We start from the raw sequence: 21,152 nt of genomic DNA, 5'->3' as shown, positions 1-21,152 counted from the left end.
ACAAGACCCGCCGAATCCAGGACCAGTATTGTCGTGCCGTGCCCCGCGTCGCGCCCGTCGTCCATCTGACCTTCGAGCTGCCCGACACCGGCGCCCCCTTGCGGCAGCGTCTCGCCGAGGCCGTCGTCGACCGGATCCGGTGCGGTCACATCCGGGTCGGCGATCTCCTGCCGTCGACCCGCACGCTGGCCGCGGAGCTCGGGGTGTCCCGCGGCTGCGTGGTCGAGGCGTACGACGAGCTGTGCGCCTCGGGCTTCGCTGTGGCCCGGGCGGGCTCGGGTACGCGCATCGCGGCCGGCGCGGACGTGGCGGCCCGGGCGCACGCCGCATCACACCCGGTCGTGGCCGCCGCGCCGCCGTCGGAGCCGGACCGGGCTCGTCGCGCGCCCGTACTGGACCTGCGGCCGGGCATTCCGGACCCGGCGCTGGTCTCGGACGCGGAGTGGCGCCGGGCCTGGCGTGCGGCCGCCGCGGCACCACGCACCCTCGGCGTCGCCGATCCGGATGCGCATCCGGAGCTGCGCCGGGCGTTGGCCGATCACCTCCGGCGGACGCGGGGCCTCGCCTGCGGCCCGGACGAGATCGTCGTGCTGCCGGGCGTCGCCGCCGCGATCCGGGTGCTCGCGATCGCCGCGACGCTGCGGGACCGCGACGTCGCGTTCGAGGACCCGGGGTACGGCCGTGCGCGACGGGCGCTCGTCGGCGAGGGCGCCCGGCCGCGGCCGATCCCGGTGGGGGAGGACGGTCTGGATCCCGACCTGGTGCGGGAGACCGACGCCGCGGTGTACTGCACACCCGCTCATCAGTATCCGATGGGGGCGCGCATGCCGGTGTCCCGTCGGGCACGGCTCGTCGCCCGTGCCGCCGAGACCGGGACTGTCGTCGTCGAGGACGACTACGACGGCGAGTTCCGATACGACGTGTCCGCACTCCCGGCGCTGCGCAGCATCGACGGCGGGCGCGAGTGCGTCGCCTACGTGGGGACCGCCTCGAAGATCCTGTCGCCGGATCTGCGGCTCGCGTGGCTGATACCGCCGGTCCCGCTGCGTTCGCGGATCGCGGCAGCCGTGACCGAGAGCGGGGAGGTGGCGTGTTCGGTCACCGCGTCCGCGCTGGCCCGGCTGATCGAGTCGGGGGCACTGTCGCGGCATCTGGCGCGTGCGTCCCGCACGTACCGCGCCCGGCGGTCCGCGTTCGTCGGTGCGCTACGCGATCTCGAGCGGTTCGGCGTGTCGGTGACCGGTATCGAAGCGGGTTTGCATGTGGTGCTGCGTTTTCCGGAGGACGTCGACGACGTGGCGGTCGCCGCCGCAGCACGACGGCTCGGGGTGGAGAGCGCGCCGCTCAGCACGTACAGCGCGGCCCCCGGCGGTCCGCGCGGACTCGTGTGCGGGTACGCGCGGTTGCCGGAATCCCGGGCGGTGGACGCGGCCGACGCGATCGGGGCGGCCCTGCGCGGTGTGTCCTTCGGGCTGTCCTAGCCGCCCAAAGGACGCACCGGCGGCGGAGCCGCCTACGTGTTGCAGCCGCGGGCGGCGACGGGCCACCGGTCGACGACCGTGTCCCCGGCGACGACGATCAGGTCGTCGGCGAGATTGACCGTGGTGCACACGTGATTGGGGATCACCCGGACCCGGGTGCCGAGCGCGGGGCGATCGGCGGCGTCCGGCCACTGCACGGTGGCGTGGTGCTCGGACAGCGCGACGATCCGCGCGTCCGGTGCGCCCAGGATGCGGCCGTAGCCCGTCGCCCAGGCGGCGCGATCGGCGCCGAGCACCTTGCTGCCGGCGTCGAGCACCACCGTGTCGTCACGCGCCGACACCACCGTCGACAGCGCCGTCAGCGCGATCGCGTCCGCACCGGCCGTGCCCAGCTCGAGCTGCTGCGCGTCGCCGAAGACGTACACGCCCGGCCGCAGCTCGGTGGCAGCCGGCACGTCGAGGTGCGCGGTGGGGGTCGAGCCGCCGCTGACCACGCTCGCGTCGTGTCCGGTGGCCGCCACCGCCGCCACCGCCCGGCTCAGTGCCGTCGCCTCGTCCGCCGCCGCGACGGCCGGCCGACCGGGCCCGTAGGAGTGCCCCGGGAACGTGAACACGCCGCGCACCTCGAGCCCGACCGAGGCGGCCGCGACGGCGACCGACCCGGCCCGCTCCGGGGCGACCCCGGTGCGGTGGTGACCGCTGTCGACCTCGACGAGCACGTGCAGGCCCGGTCGGGCGTGCTCGGCGAGTGCCCGCGCGCCCTCGGCCGAGTCCACCCCGACGGTCAGGCGGACCTCCGCGGCGAGCGCACGCAGCCGGGCCCCGCGCGCGGCGTCCGTCCACAGGGGATACGCGATGAACAGGTCGCGGAAACCGGCATCGGCAAAGACCTCGGCCTCGGAGACCGTCGCGACGGTCAGCCCGACGGCGCCGGCGGCGATCTGGCGACGGGCGATCTCGACGCACTTGTGCGTCTTGGCATGCGGGCGCAGGGCCACGCCACGAATGCGCGCCGCGTCGGCCATCCGCGCGATGTTTCGGTCGAGGACGTCACGGTCGACGAGCAGAGCGGGGGTGGCGGGGACGGCCGGGAACGCGGGCATGGCCGCACTCTATTCGTGGCCCCGACCGGTCCGGCGCCTGCCCGGCGAGTTACCGAAAATAGAGAGCGGTCGTCCTCTTTCTCGCTATGCTCGGTGCATCGACGTGAGGGAGGTCACATGGACACGACACCGGCGCCCGCCGAGTTCGACCTGGTTGTCCGCGGAGGTCTGTGGTTCGACGGCACCGGCGCACCCGGCGTCGTCCGCGACCTCGGTATCCGGGACGGCGTGGTGGCGGCGGCGAGCGCCGAACCGCTGCCCATCGGGCCGGACACCGAGGTGATCGAGGCGGAAGGCCGGTGGGTGATGCCCGGCTTCGTGGACCCCCACACCCACTACGACGCCGAGGTGCTCGTCTCGCCCGGCCTGCCCGAGTCGGTGCGGCACGGCGTCACCACCGTCCTCATGGGCAACTGCTCGCTCTCGACGGTGTTCGTGCCGCCGCTCGACGCCGCGGACCTGTTCAGCCGGGTCGAGGCGCTGCCCCGCGAACACGTGCTCGCCGCGCTCGAGCAGGGCAGGACCTGGTCGTCGCCCCGGGAATACGTCGCCGCGCTCGACGCCCTGCCGCTCGGCCCGAACGTCGCCGCGTTCATCGGGCATTCCGACGTCCGGGCCGCCGTCCTGGGGCTCGGCCGCTCCACCGATCCCGCCAGCGCTCCGAGCCGTGCCGAACTCGCCGCGATCGAGGCCGGGATCGAGGACGCCCTCGACGCCGGATTCCTCGGCGTGTCCACCATGACGAATCCCTGGGACAAGCTCGACGGCGATCGCTACCGCTCCCGCACGCTGCCCTCGACCCACGCCTCGTGGTCCGAGTTCCGCCGGATACACCGCATCCTGCGCCGCCGCGGCCGCGTCCTGCAGGCCGTGCCGAACCTCAACACCAAGTACGACGTGGCATTCTTCGCCCTCGCCACCACCGGCCTGGGCCGCAAGCCGATGAAGGCCGCCGTGCTCGCCGCCGCCGACACCAAGGCCGAACGCTGGGTGCACCGCATCTTCGCTCCGATCGCCTTCGCCGCCAACCGGATCGGCCGCGGCGCCTTCCGCTGGCAGCACCTGCCCACCACGTTCGAGGTGTACTCCGACGGGATCGACCTCGTGGTGTTCGAGGAGTTCGGCTCGGGGCGGGCCGCCCTGCACCTGAAGGAGGAGGTCGCCCGCAACGAGCTGCTGCGCGACGAGGCGTACCGCCGCTGGTTCCGGCAGGACTTCGACAAGAAGTTCTCGCCGCGCGTGTGGCACCGCGACTTCGACGACACCACCATCGTGGAGTGCCCCGACGCGTCGCTCGTCGGCCGCTCCATCGGCGACGTGGCGCGCGAACGCGGTGTGCACCCGGTGGACACCTTCCTGGACCTCGTCGTCGAACACGGACGGAAGTTCCGCTGGCACACGGTGATCGCGAACGATCGGCCGGAGGTGGCCAACCGGCTCCTGCGGCAGCCCGGCGTGACCGTCGGCTTCTCCGACGCCGGCGCGCACCTGCGCAACATGGCGTTCTACAACTACGGCATCTGCATGCTGCGCCGCATCCACGAGTACGCCGGGCGCGGAAAGCCCGTCATGCCGCTGGAATCGGCGATCCACAAGCTCACCGGTGAACTCGGCGACTTCTACGGCATCGACGCCGGGCACCTGCGCATCGGCGACCGCGCCGACCTCGTGGTGGTCGACCCGGCCGGTCTGAACGAGGACACCGACGCCTACCACGAGGCGCCCATGCCCGAGTTCGGCGGACTGAGCCGCATGGTCAACCGCAACGACGCCGCCGTCACCGCGACCGCGGTGGCCGGGCGCGTGGTGTTCCGTGCGGGCGAGTTCGTGCCCGGCTACGGCGCCACCGTCGGCACCGGGCGCTTCCTGCGCGCGGGCGTCGACGCGCGTGGACCCGTGCCGGCGCGGAGCGGCACCCGATGACGGAAGCGCCGGAGCGAGAACGACACCCGGTCGCGGGGCGGCGCACCCAGCAGCAGCGCCGCACGGCCACGATCGAGCGGATCCTCGACGCGACCGTCGAGGCCCTCGGTGAACTCGGCTACACCGCCACCACCATCGGGGAGGTGTGCCGCCGCTCCGGGGTGTCCTCCGGTGGGGTGTTCCGGCACTTCCCGGCCCGGCTCGATCTGATGGTCGCCGCCGCCGACGCCGTCCGCGAGCGGCAGTTCGCGAACTTCCGGCTCGGGCTCGCACAACTCGGTGGGCCCGGCGACAGCCCCGAGTCGGTCCGCGAGTGCCTGCGGCTGCTGCGGGCCGCGTGCCGCGCCCCGATCAACGCCGCCTGGTACGAACTGCTCGGCGCGGCGCGCACCGATCCCGCGCTGCGCGCCCGTCTCGCTCCGATGGCGCAGCGGTACCACGCCCAGATCGCCGAGTTCGGCCGCACCCTGCCGATCGCCTCCCGGTTCGAACCGGCGGAATTCGACACGCTGCTGTTCACGATCGTGCACCTGCTGGACGGGGAGGCCGTCGCCGCGGTGGTCCACCCGCAGCCCGAGCAGGAGGAGCCGCGTCTCGCTCTGGTGGCCCAGCTGGTGACCGGAAGGTGAGAGCGAAGTAGGTTCGGGTAATGAGCATCGACAACGAATCGGCGCCGAAGTGGTTCGTCGAGGCACTTGCCGCGCCGGTGGAGACCGGCAACGTCGAGGTCGCCGGCGTCTCGATCGCCTACCGCGCGTGGGGTGAGGAGGGCCGTCCCGGCATCGTGCTGGTGCACGGCGGGATGGCGCACTCGCGCTGGTGGGATCACGTCGCACCCCAGCTCGCCGAGGGCCGGCGCGTCGTCGCGCTGGACATGAGCGGGCACGGGGACAGCGGCCACCGCGACGGCTACTCCCTCGAGCTGTGGGCCGCGGAGGTGCTCGCGGTGGCGCAGGCCGGCGGGATCGCCGGGCCCCCGGTGCTGGTCGGCCACAGCATGGGCGGGATCGTCTCCTTCGCGGCCTCCCATCTGTACGGCGACCGGCTGGACGGGGTGGTGATCCTCGACTCCCCGATCCGGGACCTGACGCCCGAGGAGATCGAGATGCGGGCGCAGGCCGCGCGGGAGCGCAGTGGCACGAAGGTGTATCCGACGGCGGAGGAGGCGATGGCGCGGTTCCGGCTGGTCCCGCCCCAGGAGACCGCCGAGCCGTACGTGCTCGAGCACATCGCGCGGCAGTCCATGCGGCAGGTGCCCGGGGGGTGGAGCTGGAAGTTCGACGCCCTGCGGATGACCAAGGACCGGCGCACCAGCCTCGAGAGCTTCGAGGCGAAGTGCCGCATCGCCTACTTCCGCTCGGAGAACGGCATCGTCGGTCCCGACCTGCTGGCCCGGATGCGGCCCCAGTTCGGTCCGGACGCGCTGGTGACGGATCTGCCGGTCGCGGGACATCACCCGGTCATCGACCAGCCGCTGGCGGTGGTCACCGCCGTGCGCACGGTCCTGGCGGCCTGGTCGCCGGCGTGAATCCGATCCGGCCGGTGGCGGTGAAACTGGGGAGCCAGCCGTGGCTGCCGCGGTTCGGCAAGCAGATCGTCACCGTCGACCACACCATCCAGCGGGTCACGTTCGGCCGCGTCACTCTGCTCACCCTGGCCGGCCTGCCGGAGCTCGTCCTCACGGTCCGCGGCCGCAAGAGCGGGGTCGAGCGGAGCACGCCGCTGCTGGGCGTTCCGCACGACGACGCCTGGCTCGTCGCCGGCTCGAACTGGGGGATGCCGGAGCTGCCCGGCTGGGCCCGCAATCTCGACGCCGCCGACGAGGCCCGGGTCACCTACCGCGGCCGCGAGACCGTGGTGGTACCGCGACGCTCGGAGGGCAGCGAGCGGGCGATCCACTGGGAGGTGCTGGTGGAGGTGTGGCCCAACTACGAGGTGTACGCCCGGCGCACCGAGCGGGAGATCCCGATCTACGTCCTCGCGCCGGACGAGGACTGACAGGGCTCGCCGAATCGGTCAGGGTCGGCATCGGCCCTCCGACGAGCCCTGCGTGCGGTATCTGCCCGCGTTGCTAGTCTCGAACCGTGCGGGAGGCTTCGGAGTTCCACGTGCGGGCGCCCGGACCGGCCGACGCCGATGCGATCGCTCGGGTGCTGATCGTCACCTGGCGCGCCACGTACGGGCACCTTCTCCCGAGCTCCTTCTTCGACGACGACGCGCTCGAACAGCGGAAGGCCATGTGGCGCTCCATGCTGAACGGGCCGCGGCGGCCGCCGCGACTGCGCGTTGCAGAGGCTCACGGGGAGATTGTCGGGTTCGCTTCTGCAGGCATACCGATAGACGACGAGGACCCCGTCCGAGATCTTCAGCTCTACACCCTCTATCTCCTGCCCGAACACCACGGGAGTGGTGCGGGGCAGGAACTTCTGGACGCGGTTCTGGCCGGGGACCGTGCGCAACTCTGGGTCGCCGAGGACAATCCCCGCGCGCACAGCTTCTATCGCCGCAACGGCTTCCTGCCCGACTGAGCGGAGAAGAACTACCCGGGCACGGCTCTCGTCGAAGTCAGACTCGTCCGATAACCGGCCCTCTGTGACAACCACCGCGAGCGACGGGTATCCCTGTCTGCAGCGCCGGGGCCGGGCGGAACCGCAGTCGGGGCCCGGCGGGGGCTGCTTCCCCGGACCGGTCGCCGCGCCCACTCGGAACACCCGGGAGCAAGGTCAGCGTGTCTCCGGTTCGTCGGCGTAGTAGTCGCTCTCCAAGACCACGGGCGCGACCGTTGCCGGCGTCGTGTCGCCCGCGCGCCGTCGTGCGGAGAACATCGCTCCGCGGGCCGGCACGCGTGGGGCAACCCGCGCGAGACCGGTCGGCTCGGCCATGTCGTCGTAGATCGCCTCGACGCCGCCGCGCATGAAGTAGGTCTCGTGCCAGAACCCGGTGCCGCCGGAGTCGCGCAGGAACGTGCGCCACCAGAGCCGATGCGGGTCGGAGCGGGTCCAGCGTTCCAGACTGTCCAGGTCGCGCCAGTATTGCCGCATCCCGGCGTGGGGCGGAAGCAGGGACCAGATGAAGTCCTCGTGCAGCAGCAGCCCGTCGGGCTTGTCCTTCCACGATCGGTTGATCTGCGGTCCGAGCCCCAGCATCCGCAGCAAGCCGCGAGGACGATTCACGCGCATTCCGAGGTAGACGACGACCAGGTCCGGGTAGCCGGACAGGTCGATGGTCGAACGGTCGACACGCATGACACGGTCCTTCGTCGGCAGGTGGCCGTCGGCCTTCGTTTCGAGCAGACCCTTGAGGTTCTCCAGGTTCACGGCAAATTCCCGTCGGAGGCCGGCAGCAACCAGCGGGTCACCGAGCTTGAAGAGGCCCCTCTGCTCCATCCGCATGCGGCACGTCACCCGGGTCCCGTCGGCCGTCGTGTCGGTCAGATACGCCGCCTCGAAACTGCTCGGTCCCGAAGCCCCGGTGAAGGTGATCTTCGTGTTCGGCTCGTAGTGGACGTACTCGTTGGTCAGCTCGAGCTTGCGTCCCATGAATCTACGGACAGCGACATGCCTGGTACCTACTCCCGGCGGTCCGGCGGTGATCCGGCGTACTTCCAGCAATCCGTCTTGCCATCGGGGAGCGTTGGTCTGGTCCGCGACAAAGGTGAATACTTCGCCGATCGGGCGCGCGATGACAATGCTGTCCTCGACTTCGATCATGGCGGCCTCCCATCCGGCCTCGCACCGCCGCGCCCCCACCGGGTGTGAGTGATGGTGACCGGTCTCCGGTCCCTGAATCTACGTCTTCGGACACGGCATTCATGTCTTCGGACACGGTTTCGGTGCGTAGACCGCTCCCCTTGCCCGAGCACATATTCGATCTTCGAATGACGGCCGGTCGCTGCGGCAGCCGGCGCAACCGGCCGGGGTCGTCCTTCTCGAAAGTTGATCAGCTCACGCCATCTCGGGGACGTGCAGGTGCGCGATGGCGAGCTCGAACTCGCAGGTATCGAGCACCTCGGCGCCCGCCGCGCGAGCCACTTCGGCCCGGATGCTGTCGACGCGTTCTCTGCTGCGTTCCATCGCCTCGGCGCTGTCGAACGTCAGCGACGACACCCCGCGACCCGCGGCGCGGTCGAGCATCAGGCTGGCGCTGCAGAAGCCCTCGAGTTCCTCCATCTGGGGCAATGCGGCCATCTTCCACATGTCCACGCCGCGGTCCATGTGGGCGGGTTCGGTCTTGATCCAGGTGACGCGGCACCAGGCCCCGCGCTCGGAATGGTGGTCGCGATGCATGACAGCGATCTCCCACCGCGAGACCTCCGTGGTGCCGTGGAAGATCTCGGCGGCGGCGTCACGCAGCGTCCGCACCGGGCCCTCGCTGGCGCGTAGCGATTCCTCGTCCCGCCACGAACTGGTCGCGATGCACCGGCCCGAGCCGCGATCGATCAGCAGGGACATTCCGAGGCAGCCCTCGATGTCCGCCAGCGCGGGCATCACGGTGTCGCGTACGTGCTTGATCCCGGCGTCGATGTACGACGGATGCGCGTGAATTGTGGTGGAGCGTGCGAACATGATCGGCACCCTTCTCCTCAGGGCGGCGCCGACGCGGCGTCGCCGGTCATTCCCCCGTGCTTCACCCTGCTCCCTCAATCCGCCGGAGGCAATGGGCGGTGGCCGATTCTCTCGGCGCCCAGGAGCCGCCGCAGTCGTCGCGGGCTCGCGGGGTCTCGTGTTTTCCGAGGTGCATGCCCTCGGTGTCCACAGCAGAACGCTGCGCCGGTGTTGTGTCACCACGCCGTCGGGTGCGTCTGCGCGTTGTCCGACGGGTACGGGAGGCGCCCGTTCCATGGGTCGATGCAACGATCGGAAGGCGTTGCAAACCCGAGACGTCTCCAAGGTGCCGGAGAGCGGGTCTCCAGCAGGAGCAGAGCGGTCGTCACTACCGCTGTGGTGGGACACCCGTCCGGGTCCGGGTCCGGACGGGTCGCCGGGGGACGGGCGGTCAGCCGGCGGGCAGGTCGCGCACGTACCGGCCGGGAGCGGCGTCGAGCGCGCGATGCTGCGCACTGCCGGGTGCGTCCGGCGCGGCGGTTTCCTCCCCGCCGCGGGCGAGCACCCAGTCGGCCCAGGCCTGCCACCAGCTGCCCTGCTGCCGCTCGGCGTTCTCGAGCCAGGCATCCGGGTCCGGGCCGGGTGTGCCCCCGGTCCAGTAGTGTGCCTTCGGATTGCCCGGCGGGTTGACCAGGCTGGCGATGTGCCCGGAGAAGCTGAGCGCGAATTCTGTTTCTCCACCGAGCAATTGGGTGGTGCGGTAGCAGTTGCGCCATGCGGTCAGATGGTCGGCGATGGCGCCCGAGACGAACGTGGGCACGGTGATCGACTTCAGGTCGACGGGCGTGCCCAGCACGGCGAGCCGGCCGGGCTCGACGAGCACGTTGTCACGGAAGATGTCGAGGAACTGACCGTGCAAGGCGCCGGGCAGGTTGGTGCCGTCGTCGTTCCAGGCGAGGATGTCGAAGGCCGGTGGGGTGCGACCCATGAGGTAGTTGTTGACGACGTAGTTGAACACCAGGTCGTTCGGGCGCATCCAGGTGAACGCGGACCCCATGTCGCGGGCGCTGATGATGCCCTTGCGGCGGGACCGGCCCTTGGCGAACCGGATCAGGCCGGGCCGGGCGAACGCGCCGAGCAGTGCCGGATCGCCGAAGTCCAGCATCGTCACCGCATAGGCCATGCTGTGCACTCGGGTGTCGCCCTGCGCGGCAAGGTGATTGAGCACCGTGGTGGCGATGATCCCGCCGGCGCAGAAACCGATCAGGTTCACGTCGTCGCTGCCGGTGATCTCCCGCACCTCGTCGATCGCCCGGATCACCCGGCCCGCGTACGTGTCGAAGTCCCAGTCGCCCTGCTCGGCGGTGGGATTGCGCCACGACAGCAGGAAGGTCTGCAGGCCCCGGCCCACGCTGTACTCGACGAAGCTGCGTCCCGGCCGCAGGTCCAGGAAGTAGTACCGGCCGATCGGCGGGGGCACCACGAGCACCGGCCGGCGGCGGACCGTCTCCGTGGTCGGGGTGTACTGCAGCACCTCGGCGACCTCGTCGCGGGAGATCACCGCACCCGGGGTCACCGCAAGGTCCTTCCCGACGGTGAAGGCGCCGCGCTGGACCATCGACGGCATGCCCCGGTTCTCGATCAGATCGGAGACGAAGTGCTTGGTGCCGCGTGCGAGGCTGAGTCCGGCGGTGTCGAACGCCTCCTTCAGCGCCGCGGGGTTGGTCCACAGGTAGTTCGTCGGGGCCAGGGCCGCGGTGAGGATGTCGGCGGCGAACCTGGCCTCGGCCGTGCGTCGCGGGCCGATCGCGCGACCGACCTCGTCGACGACTCCGTCGACGGCCTCGGTTGCCGCCAGGTAGGTCTGCCCGAGCCGGCGGTAGGCGGGGTTCGCACTCCACGCCGAGTCGGCGAACCGGCGGTCTCCCTTCGCCGGAGCCACCGTCGACCGGCCGACGGCGATCTTCGCCAGTTCCCTGCCGAACGACACGCCGTGCCGGGCCACCGCCCGGCCGTGACCGAACACGTCGGCCAGGGCGCCGACGGCCGGCCCGAGCCTCGGTGGCGCGACGTCCTCGCCACCCCCGATCGACTCCTCGACGCTCTCACCGATCACGGTTCGTGCCTGGGCCATCATGCGCCTCCCTTCGACTCCTGGATTGTCTCACCGAATTGATGCTGTGACGTCCAACAGTATCGAATTACATTAGGCGGTAAGACATTCAGGCGGTATGTATCCATCTCGGCATGACGCGGCCGCTCGGGGGCCGGCGCCGGCGAACCGGGACGAGCGTCCAGTTCCACGCCCGCGAGCCGGAGGTGACGGTCGAGACCGCCGCGGACGAGTTCGCTCGGGTGGCGGACACCGCGCCCCCTGAGGCCCTGAGGCCGCAGCCCAGGCTCGTCGGCTCGACCAGGTCCCGGAGATGGTCGCCGACGCCGTGCATCTGCATCGAGGATGCTCCGTCGAGGAGATCGAGGTGGTGCTCGATCACGACCCGAGGCTACCGCCGTCCCGCCGCTGTCCTGACAGCCGAGTCCGGCAGCCCCGTTTCGGCCCAGCCGTGGCTTTCGGCGAGGATCCGCTCCGTGAGGCGCCCGGCTCGGGTCTCGAGCAGATTCCTCGGAAACGCGGGCGAAGCCCTACCGCCGGGGGCACACTCGAGACAGGACTTCGTCTTCCCCGGTCCGGACCGGGGAAGAGGGTTGAGGGCAGGCCGTCGTCCGTGAGGAGCAGCACCCTGTTCGGGTCCGACCACACCGTCAACTACGCCACGTGCTTGTGAGCCCGCGGGAGGAGCCGGGACGCGCGTCGCCCTACTCGTGGCGGCGCGATCGCTCGGGTTCCGCCATCTCACGGCCCGGACCACCCCAGTTGCGGCGCAGAAGACTCCGTGCCCAGTGATCGGCGCAATGCTGTCCGGCCTTGCGTCGGAGATTCGGCGGCCGTATCGAGAGATGCGACGTCGAGAAATGACCACGGCATGCCCGGCCTGACCTGACCGCAGAAGGGGAACCGGTTCGTGTACCGACCGACGTTGCGTCGCCGCCGCCCGCGGTGCCGTGCCCGACCGGCGCCTTCTCCACGGCCCGGTCCGTTGACCGCGAACGATCTCGTCCTGCGAGGCACCACTGCCGCCGATCTCGACGCCACAGCGCAACTGCACATCGAGCAGCTGCCTGTCGGGTTCTTCCCCGCTCGGGGGCCGCGTTTCATGCGTCGCTGGCACAGGACATTCCTCGACTCACCGCATGCAGTGGCGTTCGTCGCGGAGCGTCGGTGCGACTCCGGCGAGGACGTGTGCGCCTTCCTGTTCGGATCGACCGACGAATCGGCACACATGCGGGCGGTGCTGGCCGACCGCCGCTGCATGCTGGCCCTGGCCTCGACCGCAGCCTTGTCGCTGCTGCATCACCCACCACTGGCGGTGCGGTTCCTGCGCACACGGGCGGGGCCGTGGACCCGACGCCTTCTTCGCACGATCACCTCACGGCCTGCCGCGCACTCGGCCCAGATCGATCCCGTGCCGGTAGCTCTGCTGGCCGCGGTCGCCGTCCGGCCGCCGCTGCGGGGTAGCGGCGTCGGTGCGTGCCTGGTCGAGCTGTTTCTCACCCGTGCGCACGAGCGGGGCGCTGCAACAGCCGAGCTGCTCACCAGCGCCGGCCCGGACGGCGCCGGCGCGTTCTACGAACACCTGGGATGGAGCCCGGTGCGAGAACACCTCACCCGCGACGGCGTCGCCGTACGCAGCTATCGCCACCCCGTCGTGCCTCCGGCCCGCCCCGACAGTTTCTGCGACCGGTGCGGGACAGATCCCTGATGAATCTGACCCGGCGTCAGCTGTTGACGTTGCTGACCGCGGGCTCGGCCGCCGCAGTGGCATCGTGCGCCGTCGAGTCGACCCCGTCCGAACCTGCGCACCCGGCAACCACGCCGACACCGCAGCAACCTCACCCTGGTCCCGGAGCCGGCCCACTTCGTTCTCCGTTGTCCGCCGACGCGAGTCGCTGGCGGCCGGCCCCAGGCGAAGTGTCCCCGGAGATCAAGCGCACCGCGGCGGCGTTTCTGGAAACCGCCGGCAACTGGAGCGACGACGGGACGGCCGTCGACAACCTCGTCCGGGCCGGCGCGTCACCGGCGGCGGCAGCGACCGCGTCCGTCCTCCAACCGTCCACCGCCCGCGCTGGGGAACTGACCGTGGTCTATCCGCAGTACGGCGGGCTGGCCCGCGATACCGCGGCGGTGATCGCCTTGGTCGGTCAGAACCTGCGCACCGTCTCGGGGCCCTGGATCCGAGAACTCGTCGTGGACGTGCGGCTGGCCCGAGAACCCGGCGGCAACTGGACCGTCGAGCGACTCGTCCCACCGACCTCGCTGGGTTCGCCGCTGCCGTTGACCGACACGGCCGCAGCGGTGCTCGCCGACCCGAAGATCGTCCTGCCGGACCCCGCCCGGAGCGACGTCCGCACCGGCAGGATCGACACCCAGCTGCTGGCGATACTTCACGCACTGTCCCGGGAGTTCACCCTGACGATCCAGGTGATGCATACCGGCCACATCCAGACGGTGTTTCCGACCGCGCGGGTGTCCAACCACGCCGTCGGACGAGCCGTGGACATCCGCGAGATCGACGGTCGGCCGGTGGTCGCCCCGGCCGGTGACGATCGACCGCTTCGACTGATGCGGCGAGCCGCCGAGTTGGGGGCCACCGAGGTCGGTGGACCTGTCGACCTCAACGGAGTACGCAAGGGCTTCTTCTCCGACCGCGTCCACCACGATCACATCCACCTCGGTATCACCCCCGGCGACCCGCCGGCGCACCTGCGGTAGGTGCTCGTCCCTGCAGGAGCTGTACCAGGTCACCGCATCGGGCACCCACAACAGCGGCTCCTGCTTTGCCCGCAGATGGTGGTAGGTCGGACCGTCGTTCCATCGCCGAAGCACGCCAGGCGCGGACCCGGGTCGAAGCAGCCGCTCGCGCGCAGGAGCAGGCTGCGCGGGTGTCGGTGGTGCATCTGCGCCGCCCTGGGCTGTCGGTGCGGGATATCGCAGTGATCCTCGGTGTCAGTCCGCAACGGGATTCGCAGCTCGACCGTGAGGCAGTCCGAAAAGCGAGTCTCTCGTTCGTGTTCGTCGTATCGGACGGTGCGGCTGTCGCCAGCGGCAGGGAGGTGGTCGACCGGAAGGCCGAAACGATGCCGCGTCGGGGCCGGTGCGATTATCGTCGGCACTCGATGGACACCGGCTGGGACGAACACGCGGTGCGGGCGCTGCGTGCCGCTCTGCACACGAGTACCGACACGGTCCTCGAGCTGGTGCGGGGACGACCCGCCGATGCGGTCTTGCAGTTGATCGGAGACGCGCTCGTCGCGGCCGTCGACGATCGGCTGCCCGGAGCGCGGGAGGTGGCCACCCGGTGCGCCGCGGCGCTGCACGTGCGTGGCTGGACCGGAGACGCGGAGCTCGCCGACCAGCTCGAGGCCGCACTGGCCCGGGCCACTCCGATGCTCCGGCCACTGGCGGTCGATCTCGACGAGCTGTCCTCGCTGCTCGAAGGCGACGTCGTCTACGGCGGCGGCCGTCTCGACCTCGAGACCGGGCAGACGTGGCCGGCCATGGTCATCGACGAGATGTCCGACGACGACGCGGACGGCGACCCTGACCGCTGGTTGTTCGTCGAGTGCGTCGGATCGCGCCCCGGTTACCGCGACATGGAGGTGTTCCTCGACTCGGTGGCCGATCCCGCCCTGGCCGAGCAGCTGCGCATCGCGCTCGGTGGGCGAGGCGCTTTCCGCCGCTTCAAGGACGTGCTCTCGCAGTCGCCCAACGAGTTTTACCGGTATCGGCTGTTCTCGGACGAACGCAGAGCTGGTCGCGCCCGCGCATGGCTCACGGACCAGGGGTATCGGGTACGTCCCCGCCGTATCGGATAGGTCCTGGGCTTGCGGACCACGGACGGGCCCGGAGTCGAGTCCTTGACAGCGTGCTCGTCGGCGATCGGCGTTGTTTTGTCGCGAGCTGCCGGACGAGGCTCCCGGCCCGGCGCGCCGTCTCGCCGAGCAGTCGGGTGCACCGGCGCGGGCCGCCACCGCCGGGAATCGGGGTCCGCTGGGGCAGTGCGCTGCCGTGCCGAGGAGCCCGGTGCACCACCTCCGGATCCCGGACGAGGTGGCCACGACACTGTGGAGCTCATGCTGCTCGATACCGACTGCGAACGGGCCGTCTTCCGCGCGTACGTCCGCGGCATAACGACGCGCCACCCGACGATCGTCGAACGACGCGCCCCCTGGCGCGCCGACGTCGGACCGGGATGGACCCGGCCTGCCCGTCGCGCGGCTTCGGTATACGGCGACACCGGATAAAGTGTTTGACTGCAGAGCATTACAGCACTTTTCCTATCGTCCTTCTGGGGCCGGTTGAGCGTAACCCGGAAAACGTCCACCACCGTTCGTCCGGGCCGGCGGCCGAGCTCAACCACACCGGCACGCCCCCGCGCCGTCGGCGGCGTGCACGGGTAAGCGCTGTTCATCCGGAAGAGAACCGATTTGCGTTCCACCTCAACGGGTTTGGTGTATCGCTCGGATGTGGTCGGTCAGTGCACCTCACGGACGTTCACCGAGGCACGGACCGAATCGGGCATCGCCGGCTCGATCGGTGGCGTCGGGGACGCCCTCGACAACGCGATGAGGGAACCGACCGTAGGGCTCTACAAGGTCGAATTGATCCACCGGGCCGATTGTGGTCCGTGCGGACGCAAGCGGAGAAGTGGAGACGGAAACCGCGGAGTGGGTGCGCTGGTCAACGCGGACCGGCTGCATTCGTCGATCGGATACCTCTCGCCGATCGACTACGAGACACGCTCTCGCGAACCCCGTCCCACCGCCGCCTCAGGCCTCGAGGTGGCCTGAACGAGGTCTCCACTCGATCCAGGACGGTTCATCGTGCCGTCGGCAGCTACTTCTCACGGGCCTGAGTGCGACGGGCTACCTCAGGCGCCGGCGCTCGGCCCGCGGAGGTATCTGCCGAGGTAACTCTCGTCGAGGGCGAGTGCTTTGGTGATCGTCGCGGCACCCACGATCACCATCGACAGCGCGAACAGCCAGCTGATCGAGGTGAACACCACCCCCAGGGGACCGAACTTCGTCTCTGCTGTGGCTGTAAGCTTCGGCAGCACGATCCGACCTGCGGCACGGATCACCGTGAGGCCTGACGCGGTGAGCATCCCGGTGGCCCACAGCACGCGACCGGACAACGCGCCCCTGGTGAGCAGATACGGGCACACGGTCCACACGACCGCCCACACCGCCAGTTCGCCGAGGATCGCCAGCGACCTGCCGACGAAGTGCGGACCGGACACCTGGCGTATCACGCCGATCAGCGCAGCCGACGCAGCGACCAAGAGGAGGACCACCAGCCACCGCCAGGCATCGCGGGCGCTGATCGGCGGCACGTTCCAGATCTTTGCGTAGATCCGTGCCAGGGTCCGGGTGAATGATGTGCCGCTGATGGCGACCAGCAGCAATCCGAGGACACCGAATGCCGCGAAGGTCGGGTCGGTGGCGTCGTACTCGCTGGCCCAGGCCGACAGGTCGGTCGAGTCGATACCGAGTTGTTCCTCGATTGCGTGGGTGGCCAGATCCCAGTTGCTGAAGATCGAGGCGGCTATGATCAGCGGCAGTACCGAGGTGAAGATCTTGGCTGCGAGGCTCATCGATCGGTCGGCGAGCTCGATGTCGATGAGTCCGTCGATGACACGCCGGACCGTCCGTCCCGGTGGTGTTCCCTGCAACCAGCCGTTCGCGGATTCGGTACGCGCGGCGAGGGCTTCTCGGCCCAGGGCGACTGACAGTTTGGTTGGACGCACAGAGTCGACTCAACTCCACGATCAGGCGTTTGTCACCGCATCACCCGGCTCGGACTCCGGGATCCGAAACCGGGGTGGTGTGAGGGCGGTGTGCCACCTCCCGCGGTCGAATCGACGTCCACCCAGGGGCGATCTCGGGCGCCTGCATCCCCCGGACCGGCGACCCGGTCCCGCCGGGCGGCGACCCCGTCTCGTCGCGGCGGCAGTCTGCGACACCGGGCACGTCACCGACGGCGATCCCCTTGTTCCAGGCGTGACGCCGTGGGCCTGCGGGGCGGATAATGGCGGCGGGTGATCGGTGCTGGGCCGAGTCGAGGGCGGTCGGCATGCAGTGGCAGCAGCGTTGGGCGGTCGAGGGTGTACAGACCGGGGTTCTCATCGTGCGGTCTCTGGTCGCGGAGGCGCTCGAGGAGGTCCCCGCGGGAGTCGCACTGCGCGATGTTGCGCTGACCGACGATCTTCGGTGCCGCTACGAGCGTGCCCGCCGGTTGTTGGCCCGTGCGGTGGCCGAGGCGCGGGCGCTCGGTGTGGTGGTGGCCCCGGTAGCCGAACTCGACCCGGACCGGCTTTTTCGGACGCTGCGACCGGATGAGTCGGGGACGAATTAGAGCACCCGCCGGTCGGCCGGAGCCGACGGCGGCGCCCGTGCCGAGCCGGGCGGCGAGCAGCGCACCCGTGGGGACCACCGGCGCCGGAAGGACGCCGAGGGCTGGTCTTCCCTAGCGCATCCCGGTCACCGTGGAGCGGTGGTCCGTCGGTGGCATCCGGGCGGCCGGACTTCTGGAGTCCGACGGCGATGAGTTCGGCCGTGGTTTCAGTCTGTATCCACACCCGATCACCCGCTCTCGAGGAGAGCATCAGGACCGCTACCTCCACCTTCGACGTCTTTTCCAGCCCGGACGGCTACGGCTCCCACCGCGGCAACCGGGGCAAGCAGGGCCCCGCGCTGCTCGACCACCGCCTCGCCCTGTACGACGCGGAGCGGCGGATGGTCCTCGGAGCCACTACCTATCGGCAATTCGTGCGACTGCCGGCCTCGAGGACCGAGGAGTCCGGCGCGAACGACTCATGGGTCACCCGGATGAGGAGCATGCCGCACGGTGTGTCGACCATACTGGAAGGGGCCCTCGACGGGCCGAACGCGACCGTCGTGAGCGGTGACGCCGTCGACGTCGTCGCGCGGCTCGAGGAGGAGACGATCGGTGCCGTCTTCTGCCGTTGGTGGAGGCGATCGGCACGCCGCTGCCGTATCAGCTGTGAGAAACCGGATCTCGGGCTGAAAGGCCACACCGACGGCTGGTCGTCCTGTGGTGAAGCTTCCTCGGACCCACCTCTGCAACGTCAACTCGGCAGAGATGACTGCGCCTTACCCCCGCGTCCGCAGGTCGGCGCGCATCGTGGAGTGGAGCCGCTCGTAGGCGGCCTTCTCGGCGTCGCGCTCCCGGACGCGCCGGGGATTCTCGAGGTCTCCCGGCAGGCCGTTGCGCTCGAGCCGGCGCCGGCGGTTCTGCGCCATGTAGGCGGCGGAGAAGAACAGCGCGAGGGCGACGCCGAGCCCCATCGTCGACAGGCGCAGCCACACCGGGCCGGGCAGCAGCAGGAACGCGGCGTACAGCGGGAGGAACGGGACCTGGCTGCGGACCATGTGGCGGGCGACGGCGTGGTCGCCGATCAGGTCGTTGCGCACCCACTCGCGCATCGAGGCGGGCAGGGGGCGGCCGACGGCGTAGGCGAGCCACTGGAACGGGCCGGGACGGGTGCGCATCTCTCGGGCCTTTCGTGCGGGGGCGACACCAGGAGTCTACGCAAATAGATCGTGCATTAACTAATCGTAGGCTAAATATGCCCGATGTCACCGCCGGTTCCGTGGATCCGTATACGTACACGAGAACGTGTTCTATATTTCGAGGCATGTACGAGTGGTCCGACACCGATCTCATGTTCCGTGACGCGCTGCGCGGATTCATCGACAAGGAGATCCGCCCCCACGTGGATCGGCTCGAGAGCGGTGAGCTGCCGCCCTACGACATCATCCGCAGACTGTTCTCCGCCTTCGGCATCGACGAGCTGGCCCGCGACGGCCTCAACAAGGCCCTCGCCCGGGAGGAGGCCGGCGAGGCGTCGTCTGCCAAGCCGGGCGGCGGCATGGGCTCCGGCGGTATGGCGGCCCTGCTCAACAGCGAGATCGCCGGGGTCAGCCTCGGGCTCGTCGCTTCGATGGGCGTCAGCCTCGGCCTCACCGCGGGCACCATCCGCAGCCGCGGCACGCTCGCCCAGAAGAAGCGGTGGCTGCCCGAGCTGGTGACCTTCGAGAAGGTCGGCGCCTGGGCCATCACCGAACCCGACTCCGGGTCGGACGCCTTCGGTGGAATGAAGTCCACCGTCCGGCGCGACGGCGACGACTACATCCTCAACGGGCAGAAGACCTTCATCACCAACGGTCCCTACGCCGACGTCCTCATCGTGTACGCCAAGCTCGACGAGGGCGACCCGAGCATCGACCGCCGGGACCGCAAGGTGCTCGCATTCGTGCTCGAGAAGGGCATGGAGGGACTGACCCAGAGCCCGCCGTTCAAGAAGATGGGGATGAACTCCTCGCCCACCGGCGAGCTGTTCTTCGACAACGTCCGCATCACCCGCGACCGGCTGCTCGGCGAGACCGAGGAGGGTGGCCGCAGCGACGGCAAGGAGAGCGCGCGCGAATCCTTCGCCGCCGAGCGGATCGGCATCGCCTACCTGGCCCTCGGCATCATCGAGGAATGTCTGCGCCTGTGCAAGGACTACGCCCGCACCCGCAAGCTGTGGGGAGCGGAGATCTCCCGGTTCCAGCTGATCCAGCTCAAGCTCGCCGAGATGGAGATCGCCCGCATCAACGTCCGCAACATGGTGTTCAGCGCCATCGAACGCACGGAGGCCGGCAAGCCCGTCGGCCTGGCCGAGGCCTCGGCCATGAAGCTGTACTCCTCGCGCGCGGCCACCGACGTGGCGATGGAGGCGGTGCAGCTCTTCGGCGGCAACGGCTACATGGCCGAGTACCGCGTCGAGCAGCTCGCGCGGGACGCGAAATCGCTGATGATCTACGCGGGCAGCAACGAGATCCAGGTGACGCACATCGCCAAGGGCCTGCTCGCCGAGTGACCGGGACCCCGGGCCGGGCCGCGCGGTCCGGGGTCCCGGTACCCGGGACCGGTATCTGCACCTACGCTGCACATTCCACTATCGTGTCGCCATGACCGAGATCATGCCAGTCTCGACCGACGTCGATCCCGAACTGGCCGACGCGGTGACGACCCTCCCCGACCTCGATCTCGCCGACGTGGACGGAGGCCGTCGCACCCTCGACTCGATCGTTGCGGCCGCCGGCCCCGCCGACACCACCGGTGTCACCGTCGAGGAGTGGCTCGTCCCCGGCGCGCCGGGCGGCCCCGAGGTGCCCGTGCGGATCCACACGCCCGACATGTGTCCCGACGGCAACCCCGCGGGCCGGCCCGTCGTTCTCGAAATCCACGGCGGAGGATTCGTCCTCGGCAGCGCCGCCCACAGCGAAGCCTTCGCCGCCGCCGTCGCCCGCGCGACCGGTGCCGTCGTCATCTCCGTCGACTACCGGCTCGCCCCCGAGCACCCCTATCCCGCTGCCGCCGACGACTGTTACGCGGTCCTCGAGTGGATCGCTTCCGGCGCAGCATGTCTCGACATCGATCCGGACCGCGTCGTCGTCCTCGGCGATTCCGCGGGCGGCGCCCTCGCCGCGACCGTCGCGCTGCGGGCCCGGGACGAGGGCGGCCCGCGCATTGCGCTGCAGGCCCTGCTCGAACCCGCACTCGACGACCGGCTCGAGACCGCCTCCATGCGCGGCGGTGGCGCCACCGCCGTGTGGGACAACCGCAAGGCCGCCCAGAGCTGGCGGCACTACCTCGGCGGGCAGGAGCCCACCGAGCAGTCCGTGCCCGCGCGCCGGGCCGACCTGACCGGCCTGCCGCCCACCTACCTCACCGTCAACGAACTCGACCCGCTCCGCGACGAGGGGCTCGTCTACGCCCAGCGTCTCCTGCAGGCCGGGGTACGCGTCGAACTGCACTGCTGGCCGGGCGTATTCCACGGATTCACCCTCGTCCGAGGGGCCGGCGCCACGCGTCGCGCCGCTCGCTCGCTGTACGACGCGATCGTCCGGGCCACCGCCCGCACCCCCGTCCTCGACCACGACTGACCCGCCCCCGCGCGGCGCCACCCCCTCGG

General features: G+C 70.4%; 19 protein-coding genes and 2 pseudogenes. 14 read left to right on the top strand and 7 right to left on the bottom strand.

Going from position 1 to position 21,152, the window contains the following annotated elements; genetic code table 11:
* The first annotated feature begins 38 nt into the window (after positions 1-38).
* Entirely contained in the window at positions 39-1,481 is a 1,443-nt protein-coding gene (locus KZJ41_RS24370) for a PLP-dependent aminotransferase family protein (RefSeq protein ID WP_043802828.1), read from the top strand.
* Between the two features lie 32 nt (positions 1,482-1,513).
* On the opposite strand, the gene KZJ41_RS24365 is transcribed toward KZJ41_RS24370, so the two are convergent.
* Positions 1,514-2,584 carry an alanine racemase gene (locus KZJ41_RS24365; RefSeq protein ID WP_102800414.1) on the bottom strand — a complete coding sequence of 357 codons (1,071 nt, stop codon included), beginning with the start codon at positions 2,582-2,584 and terminating at the stop codon, positions 1,514-1,516.
* A 117-nt stretch (positions 2,585-2,701) separates the two neighbouring features.
* On the opposite strand from KZJ41_RS24365, the gene KZJ41_RS24360 reads away from it, so the two are divergent.
* The 5 genes from KZJ41_RS24360 (at position 2,702) to KZJ41_RS24340 (ending at position 7,035) form a co-directional block, all read left to right on the top strand.
* On the top strand, positions 2,702-4,507 hold the full coding sequence (locus KZJ41_RS24360) for an amidohydrolase family protein (protein WP_029546190.1): 1,806 nt from the start codon (positions 2,702-2,704) through the stop codon (positions 4,505-4,507).
* Positions 4,504-5,136, top strand: coding sequence for a TetR/AcrR family transcriptional regulator (locus KZJ41_RS24355; protein ID WP_102800415.1), 633 nt, complete (start codon positions 4,504-4,506; stop codon positions 5,134-5,136). The genes KZJ41_RS24360 and KZJ41_RS24355 overlap by 4 nt, the downstream gene beginning before the upstream one ends.
* 20 nt (positions 5,137-5,156) lie before the next feature.
* Positions 5,157-6,035, top strand: coding sequence for an alpha/beta fold hydrolase (locus tag KZJ41_RS24350; protein WP_072636302.1), 879 nt, complete (start codon positions 5,157-5,159; stop codon positions 6,033-6,035).
* A gap of 14 nt (positions 6,036-6,049) precedes the next feature.
* Positions 6,050-6,505 carry a nitroreductase/quinone reductase family protein gene (locus KZJ41_RS24345; protein ID WP_251549766.1) on the top strand — a complete coding sequence of 152 codons (456 nt, stop codon included), beginning with the start codon at positions 6,050-6,052 and terminating at the stop codon, positions 6,503-6,505.
* Positions 6,506-6,591: 86 nt separating this feature from the next.
* Positions 6,592-7,035, top strand: coding sequence for a GNAT family N-acetyltransferase (locus KZJ41_RS24340; protein WP_251549764.1), 444 nt, complete (start codon positions 6,592-6,594; stop codon positions 7,033-7,035).
* A gap of 195 nt (positions 7,036-7,230) precedes the next feature.
* Here the strand turns inward: KZJ41_RS24340 and KZJ41_RS28530 are convergent, their stop codons facing one another.
* The 4 genes from KZJ41_RS28530 to KZJ41_RS24315 form a co-directional block, all read right to left on the bottom strand.
* The gene (locus KZJ41_RS28530; protein WP_306430605.1) at positions 7,231-8,256 is read right to left on the bottom strand and encodes a monooxygenase family protein; all 1,026 of its coding nucleotides are present in this window, start codon (positions 8,254-8,256) and stop codon (positions 7,231-7,233) included.
* 195 nt (positions 8,257-8,451) lie between these two features.
* Positions 8,452-9,081, bottom strand: a complete 630-nt coding sequence (locus KZJ41_RS24325; protein WP_102800416.1) for an antibiotic biosynthesis monooxygenase — start codon at positions 9,079-9,081, stop codon at positions 8,452-8,454.
* Positions 9,082-9,502: 421 nt separating this feature from the next.
* Entirely contained in the window at positions 9,503-11,185 is a 1,683-nt protein-coding gene (locus tag KZJ41_RS24320; RefSeq protein ID WP_102800428.1) for an alpha/beta hydrolase, read from the bottom strand.
* An 88-nt stretch (positions 11,186-11,273) separates the two neighbouring features.
* Entirely contained in the window at positions 11,274-11,546 is a 273-nt protein-coding gene (locus tag KZJ41_RS24315) for a hypothetical protein (RefSeq protein ID WP_102800417.1), read from the bottom strand.
* A 603-nt stretch (positions 11,547-12,149) separates the two neighbouring features.
* Here KZJ41_RS24315 and KZJ41_RS24310 point away from each other — a divergent pair.
* From KZJ41_RS24310 to KZJ41_RS24295, 4 genes and pseudogenes are all read left to right on the top strand, one after another.
* Positions 12,150-12,872, top strand: a complete 723-nt coding sequence (locus KZJ41_RS24310) for an N-acetyltransferase (RefSeq protein WP_102800418.1) — start codon at positions 12,150-12,152, stop codon at positions 12,870-12,872.
* Positions 12,873-13,081: 209 nt separating this feature from the next.
* Positions 13,082-13,882, top strand: a complete 801-nt coding sequence (locus KZJ41_RS24305; RefSeq protein WP_235194122.1) for an extensin family protein — start codon at positions 13,082-13,084, stop codon at positions 13,880-13,882.
* A 404-nt stretch (positions 13,883-14,286) separates the two neighbouring features.
* A complete protein-coding gene (locus KZJ41_RS24300; RefSeq protein ID WP_146034367.1) occupies positions 14,287-14,985 on the top strand; it encodes a UPF0158 family protein in 699 nt (232 codons plus the stop codon).
* A 585-nt stretch (positions 14,986-15,570) separates the two neighbouring features.
* Positions 15,571-15,960 (top strand): annotated as a pseudogene (locus KZJ41_RS24295) (integrase core domain-containing protein); the annotation flags it as partial.
* Between the two features lie 80 nt (positions 15,961-16,040).
* Here the strand turns inward: KZJ41_RS24295 and KZJ41_RS24290 are convergent.
* Positions 16,041-16,916, bottom strand: coding sequence for a hypothetical protein (locus KZJ41_RS24290; RefSeq protein WP_102800421.1), 876 nt, complete (start codon positions 16,914-16,916; stop codon positions 16,041-16,043).
* A gap of 326 nt (positions 16,917-17,242) precedes the next feature.
* Between KZJ41_RS24290 and KZJ41_RS24285 the strand changes: the two genes are divergently transcribed.
* The gene (locus tag KZJ41_RS24285; RefSeq protein WP_146034368.1) at positions 17,243-17,524 is read left to right on the top strand and encodes a hypothetical protein; all 282 of its coding nucleotides are present in this window, start codon (positions 17,243-17,245) and stop codon (positions 17,522-17,524) included.
* A gap of 188 nt (positions 17,525-17,712) precedes the next feature.
* A pseudogene (locus KZJ41_RS24280) lies at positions 17,713-18,114 on the top strand (deaminase); the annotation flags it as partial.
* Between the two features lie 168 nt (positions 18,115-18,282).
* Here the strand turns inward: KZJ41_RS24280 and KZJ41_RS24275 are convergent.
* On the bottom strand, positions 18,283-18,681 hold the full coding sequence (locus KZJ41_RS24275) for a DUF5313 family protein (RefSeq protein WP_065922066.1): 399 nt from the start codon (positions 18,679-18,681) through the stop codon (positions 18,283-18,285).
* A 146-nt stretch (positions 18,682-18,827) separates the two neighbouring features.
* Here KZJ41_RS24275 and KZJ41_RS24270 point away from each other — a divergent pair, with 146 nt between their 5' ends.
* Positions 18,828-20,054 (top strand): acyl-CoA dehydrogenase family protein, encoded by a 1,227-nt coding sequence (locus KZJ41_RS24270; protein WP_072636293.1) that lies wholly within the window; start codon positions 18,828-18,830, stop codon positions 20,052-20,054.
* Between the two features lie 91 nt (positions 20,055-20,145).
* The gene (locus tag KZJ41_RS24265; protein WP_043802701.1) at positions 20,146-21,123 is read left to right on the top strand and encodes an alpha/beta hydrolase; all 978 of its coding nucleotides are present in this window, start codon (positions 20,146-20,148) and stop codon (positions 21,121-21,123) included.
* Positions 21,124-21,152 lie beyond the last annotated feature (29 nt).

This window comes from Rhodococcus sp. 11-3 (assembly GCF_023704055.1).
Lineage (GTDB): Bacteria > Actinomycetota > Actinomycetes > Mycobacteriales > Mycobacteriaceae > Rhodococcus > Rhodococcus aetherivorans.
The sequence above is the reverse complement of the archived record's forward strand: the minus strand, read 5'-3'. Positions and strand labels throughout refer to the sequence as shown.

Coding starts and splice junctions, on each gene's coding strand:
- KZJ41_RS24265 (WP_043802701.1), top strand. CDS start 20,146: ATGACCGAGATCATGCCAGTCTCGACCGACGTCGATCCCGAACTGGCC.
- KZJ41_RS24270 (WP_072636293.1), top strand. CDS start 18,828: ATGTACGAGTGGTCCGACACCGATCTCATGTTCCGTGACGCGCTGCGC.
- KZJ41_RS24285 (WP_146034368.1), top strand. CDS start 17,243: ATGCAGTGGCAGCAGCGTTGGGCGGTCGAGGGTGTACAGACCGGGGTT.
- KZJ41_RS24275 (WP_065922066.1), bottom strand. CDS start 18,681: ATGCGCACCCGTCCCGGCCCGTTCCAGTGGCTCGCCTACGCCGTCGGC.
- KZJ41_RS24355 (WP_102800415.1), top strand. CDS start 4,504: ATGACGGAAGCGCCGGAGCGAGAACGACACCCGGTCGCGGGGCGGCGC.
- KZJ41_RS24365 (WP_102800414.1), bottom strand. CDS start 2,584: ATGCCCGCGTTCCCGGCCGTCCCCGCCACCCCCGCTCTGCTCGTCGAC.
- KZJ41_RS24320 (WP_102800428.1), bottom strand. CDS start 11,185: ATGGCCCAGGCACGAACCGTGATCGGTGAGAGCGTCGAGGAGTCGATC.
- KZJ41_RS24300 (WP_146034367.1), top strand. CDS start 14,287: ATGGACACCGGCTGGGACGAACACGCGGTGCGGGCGCTGCGTGCCGCT.
- KZJ41_RS24360 (WP_029546190.1), top strand. CDS start 2,702: ATGGACACGACACCGGCGCCCGCCGAGTTCGACCTGGTTGTCCGCGGA.
- KZJ41_RS24350 (WP_072636302.1), top strand. CDS start 5,157: ATGAGCATCGACAACGAATCGGCGCCGAAGTGGTTCGTCGAGGCACTT.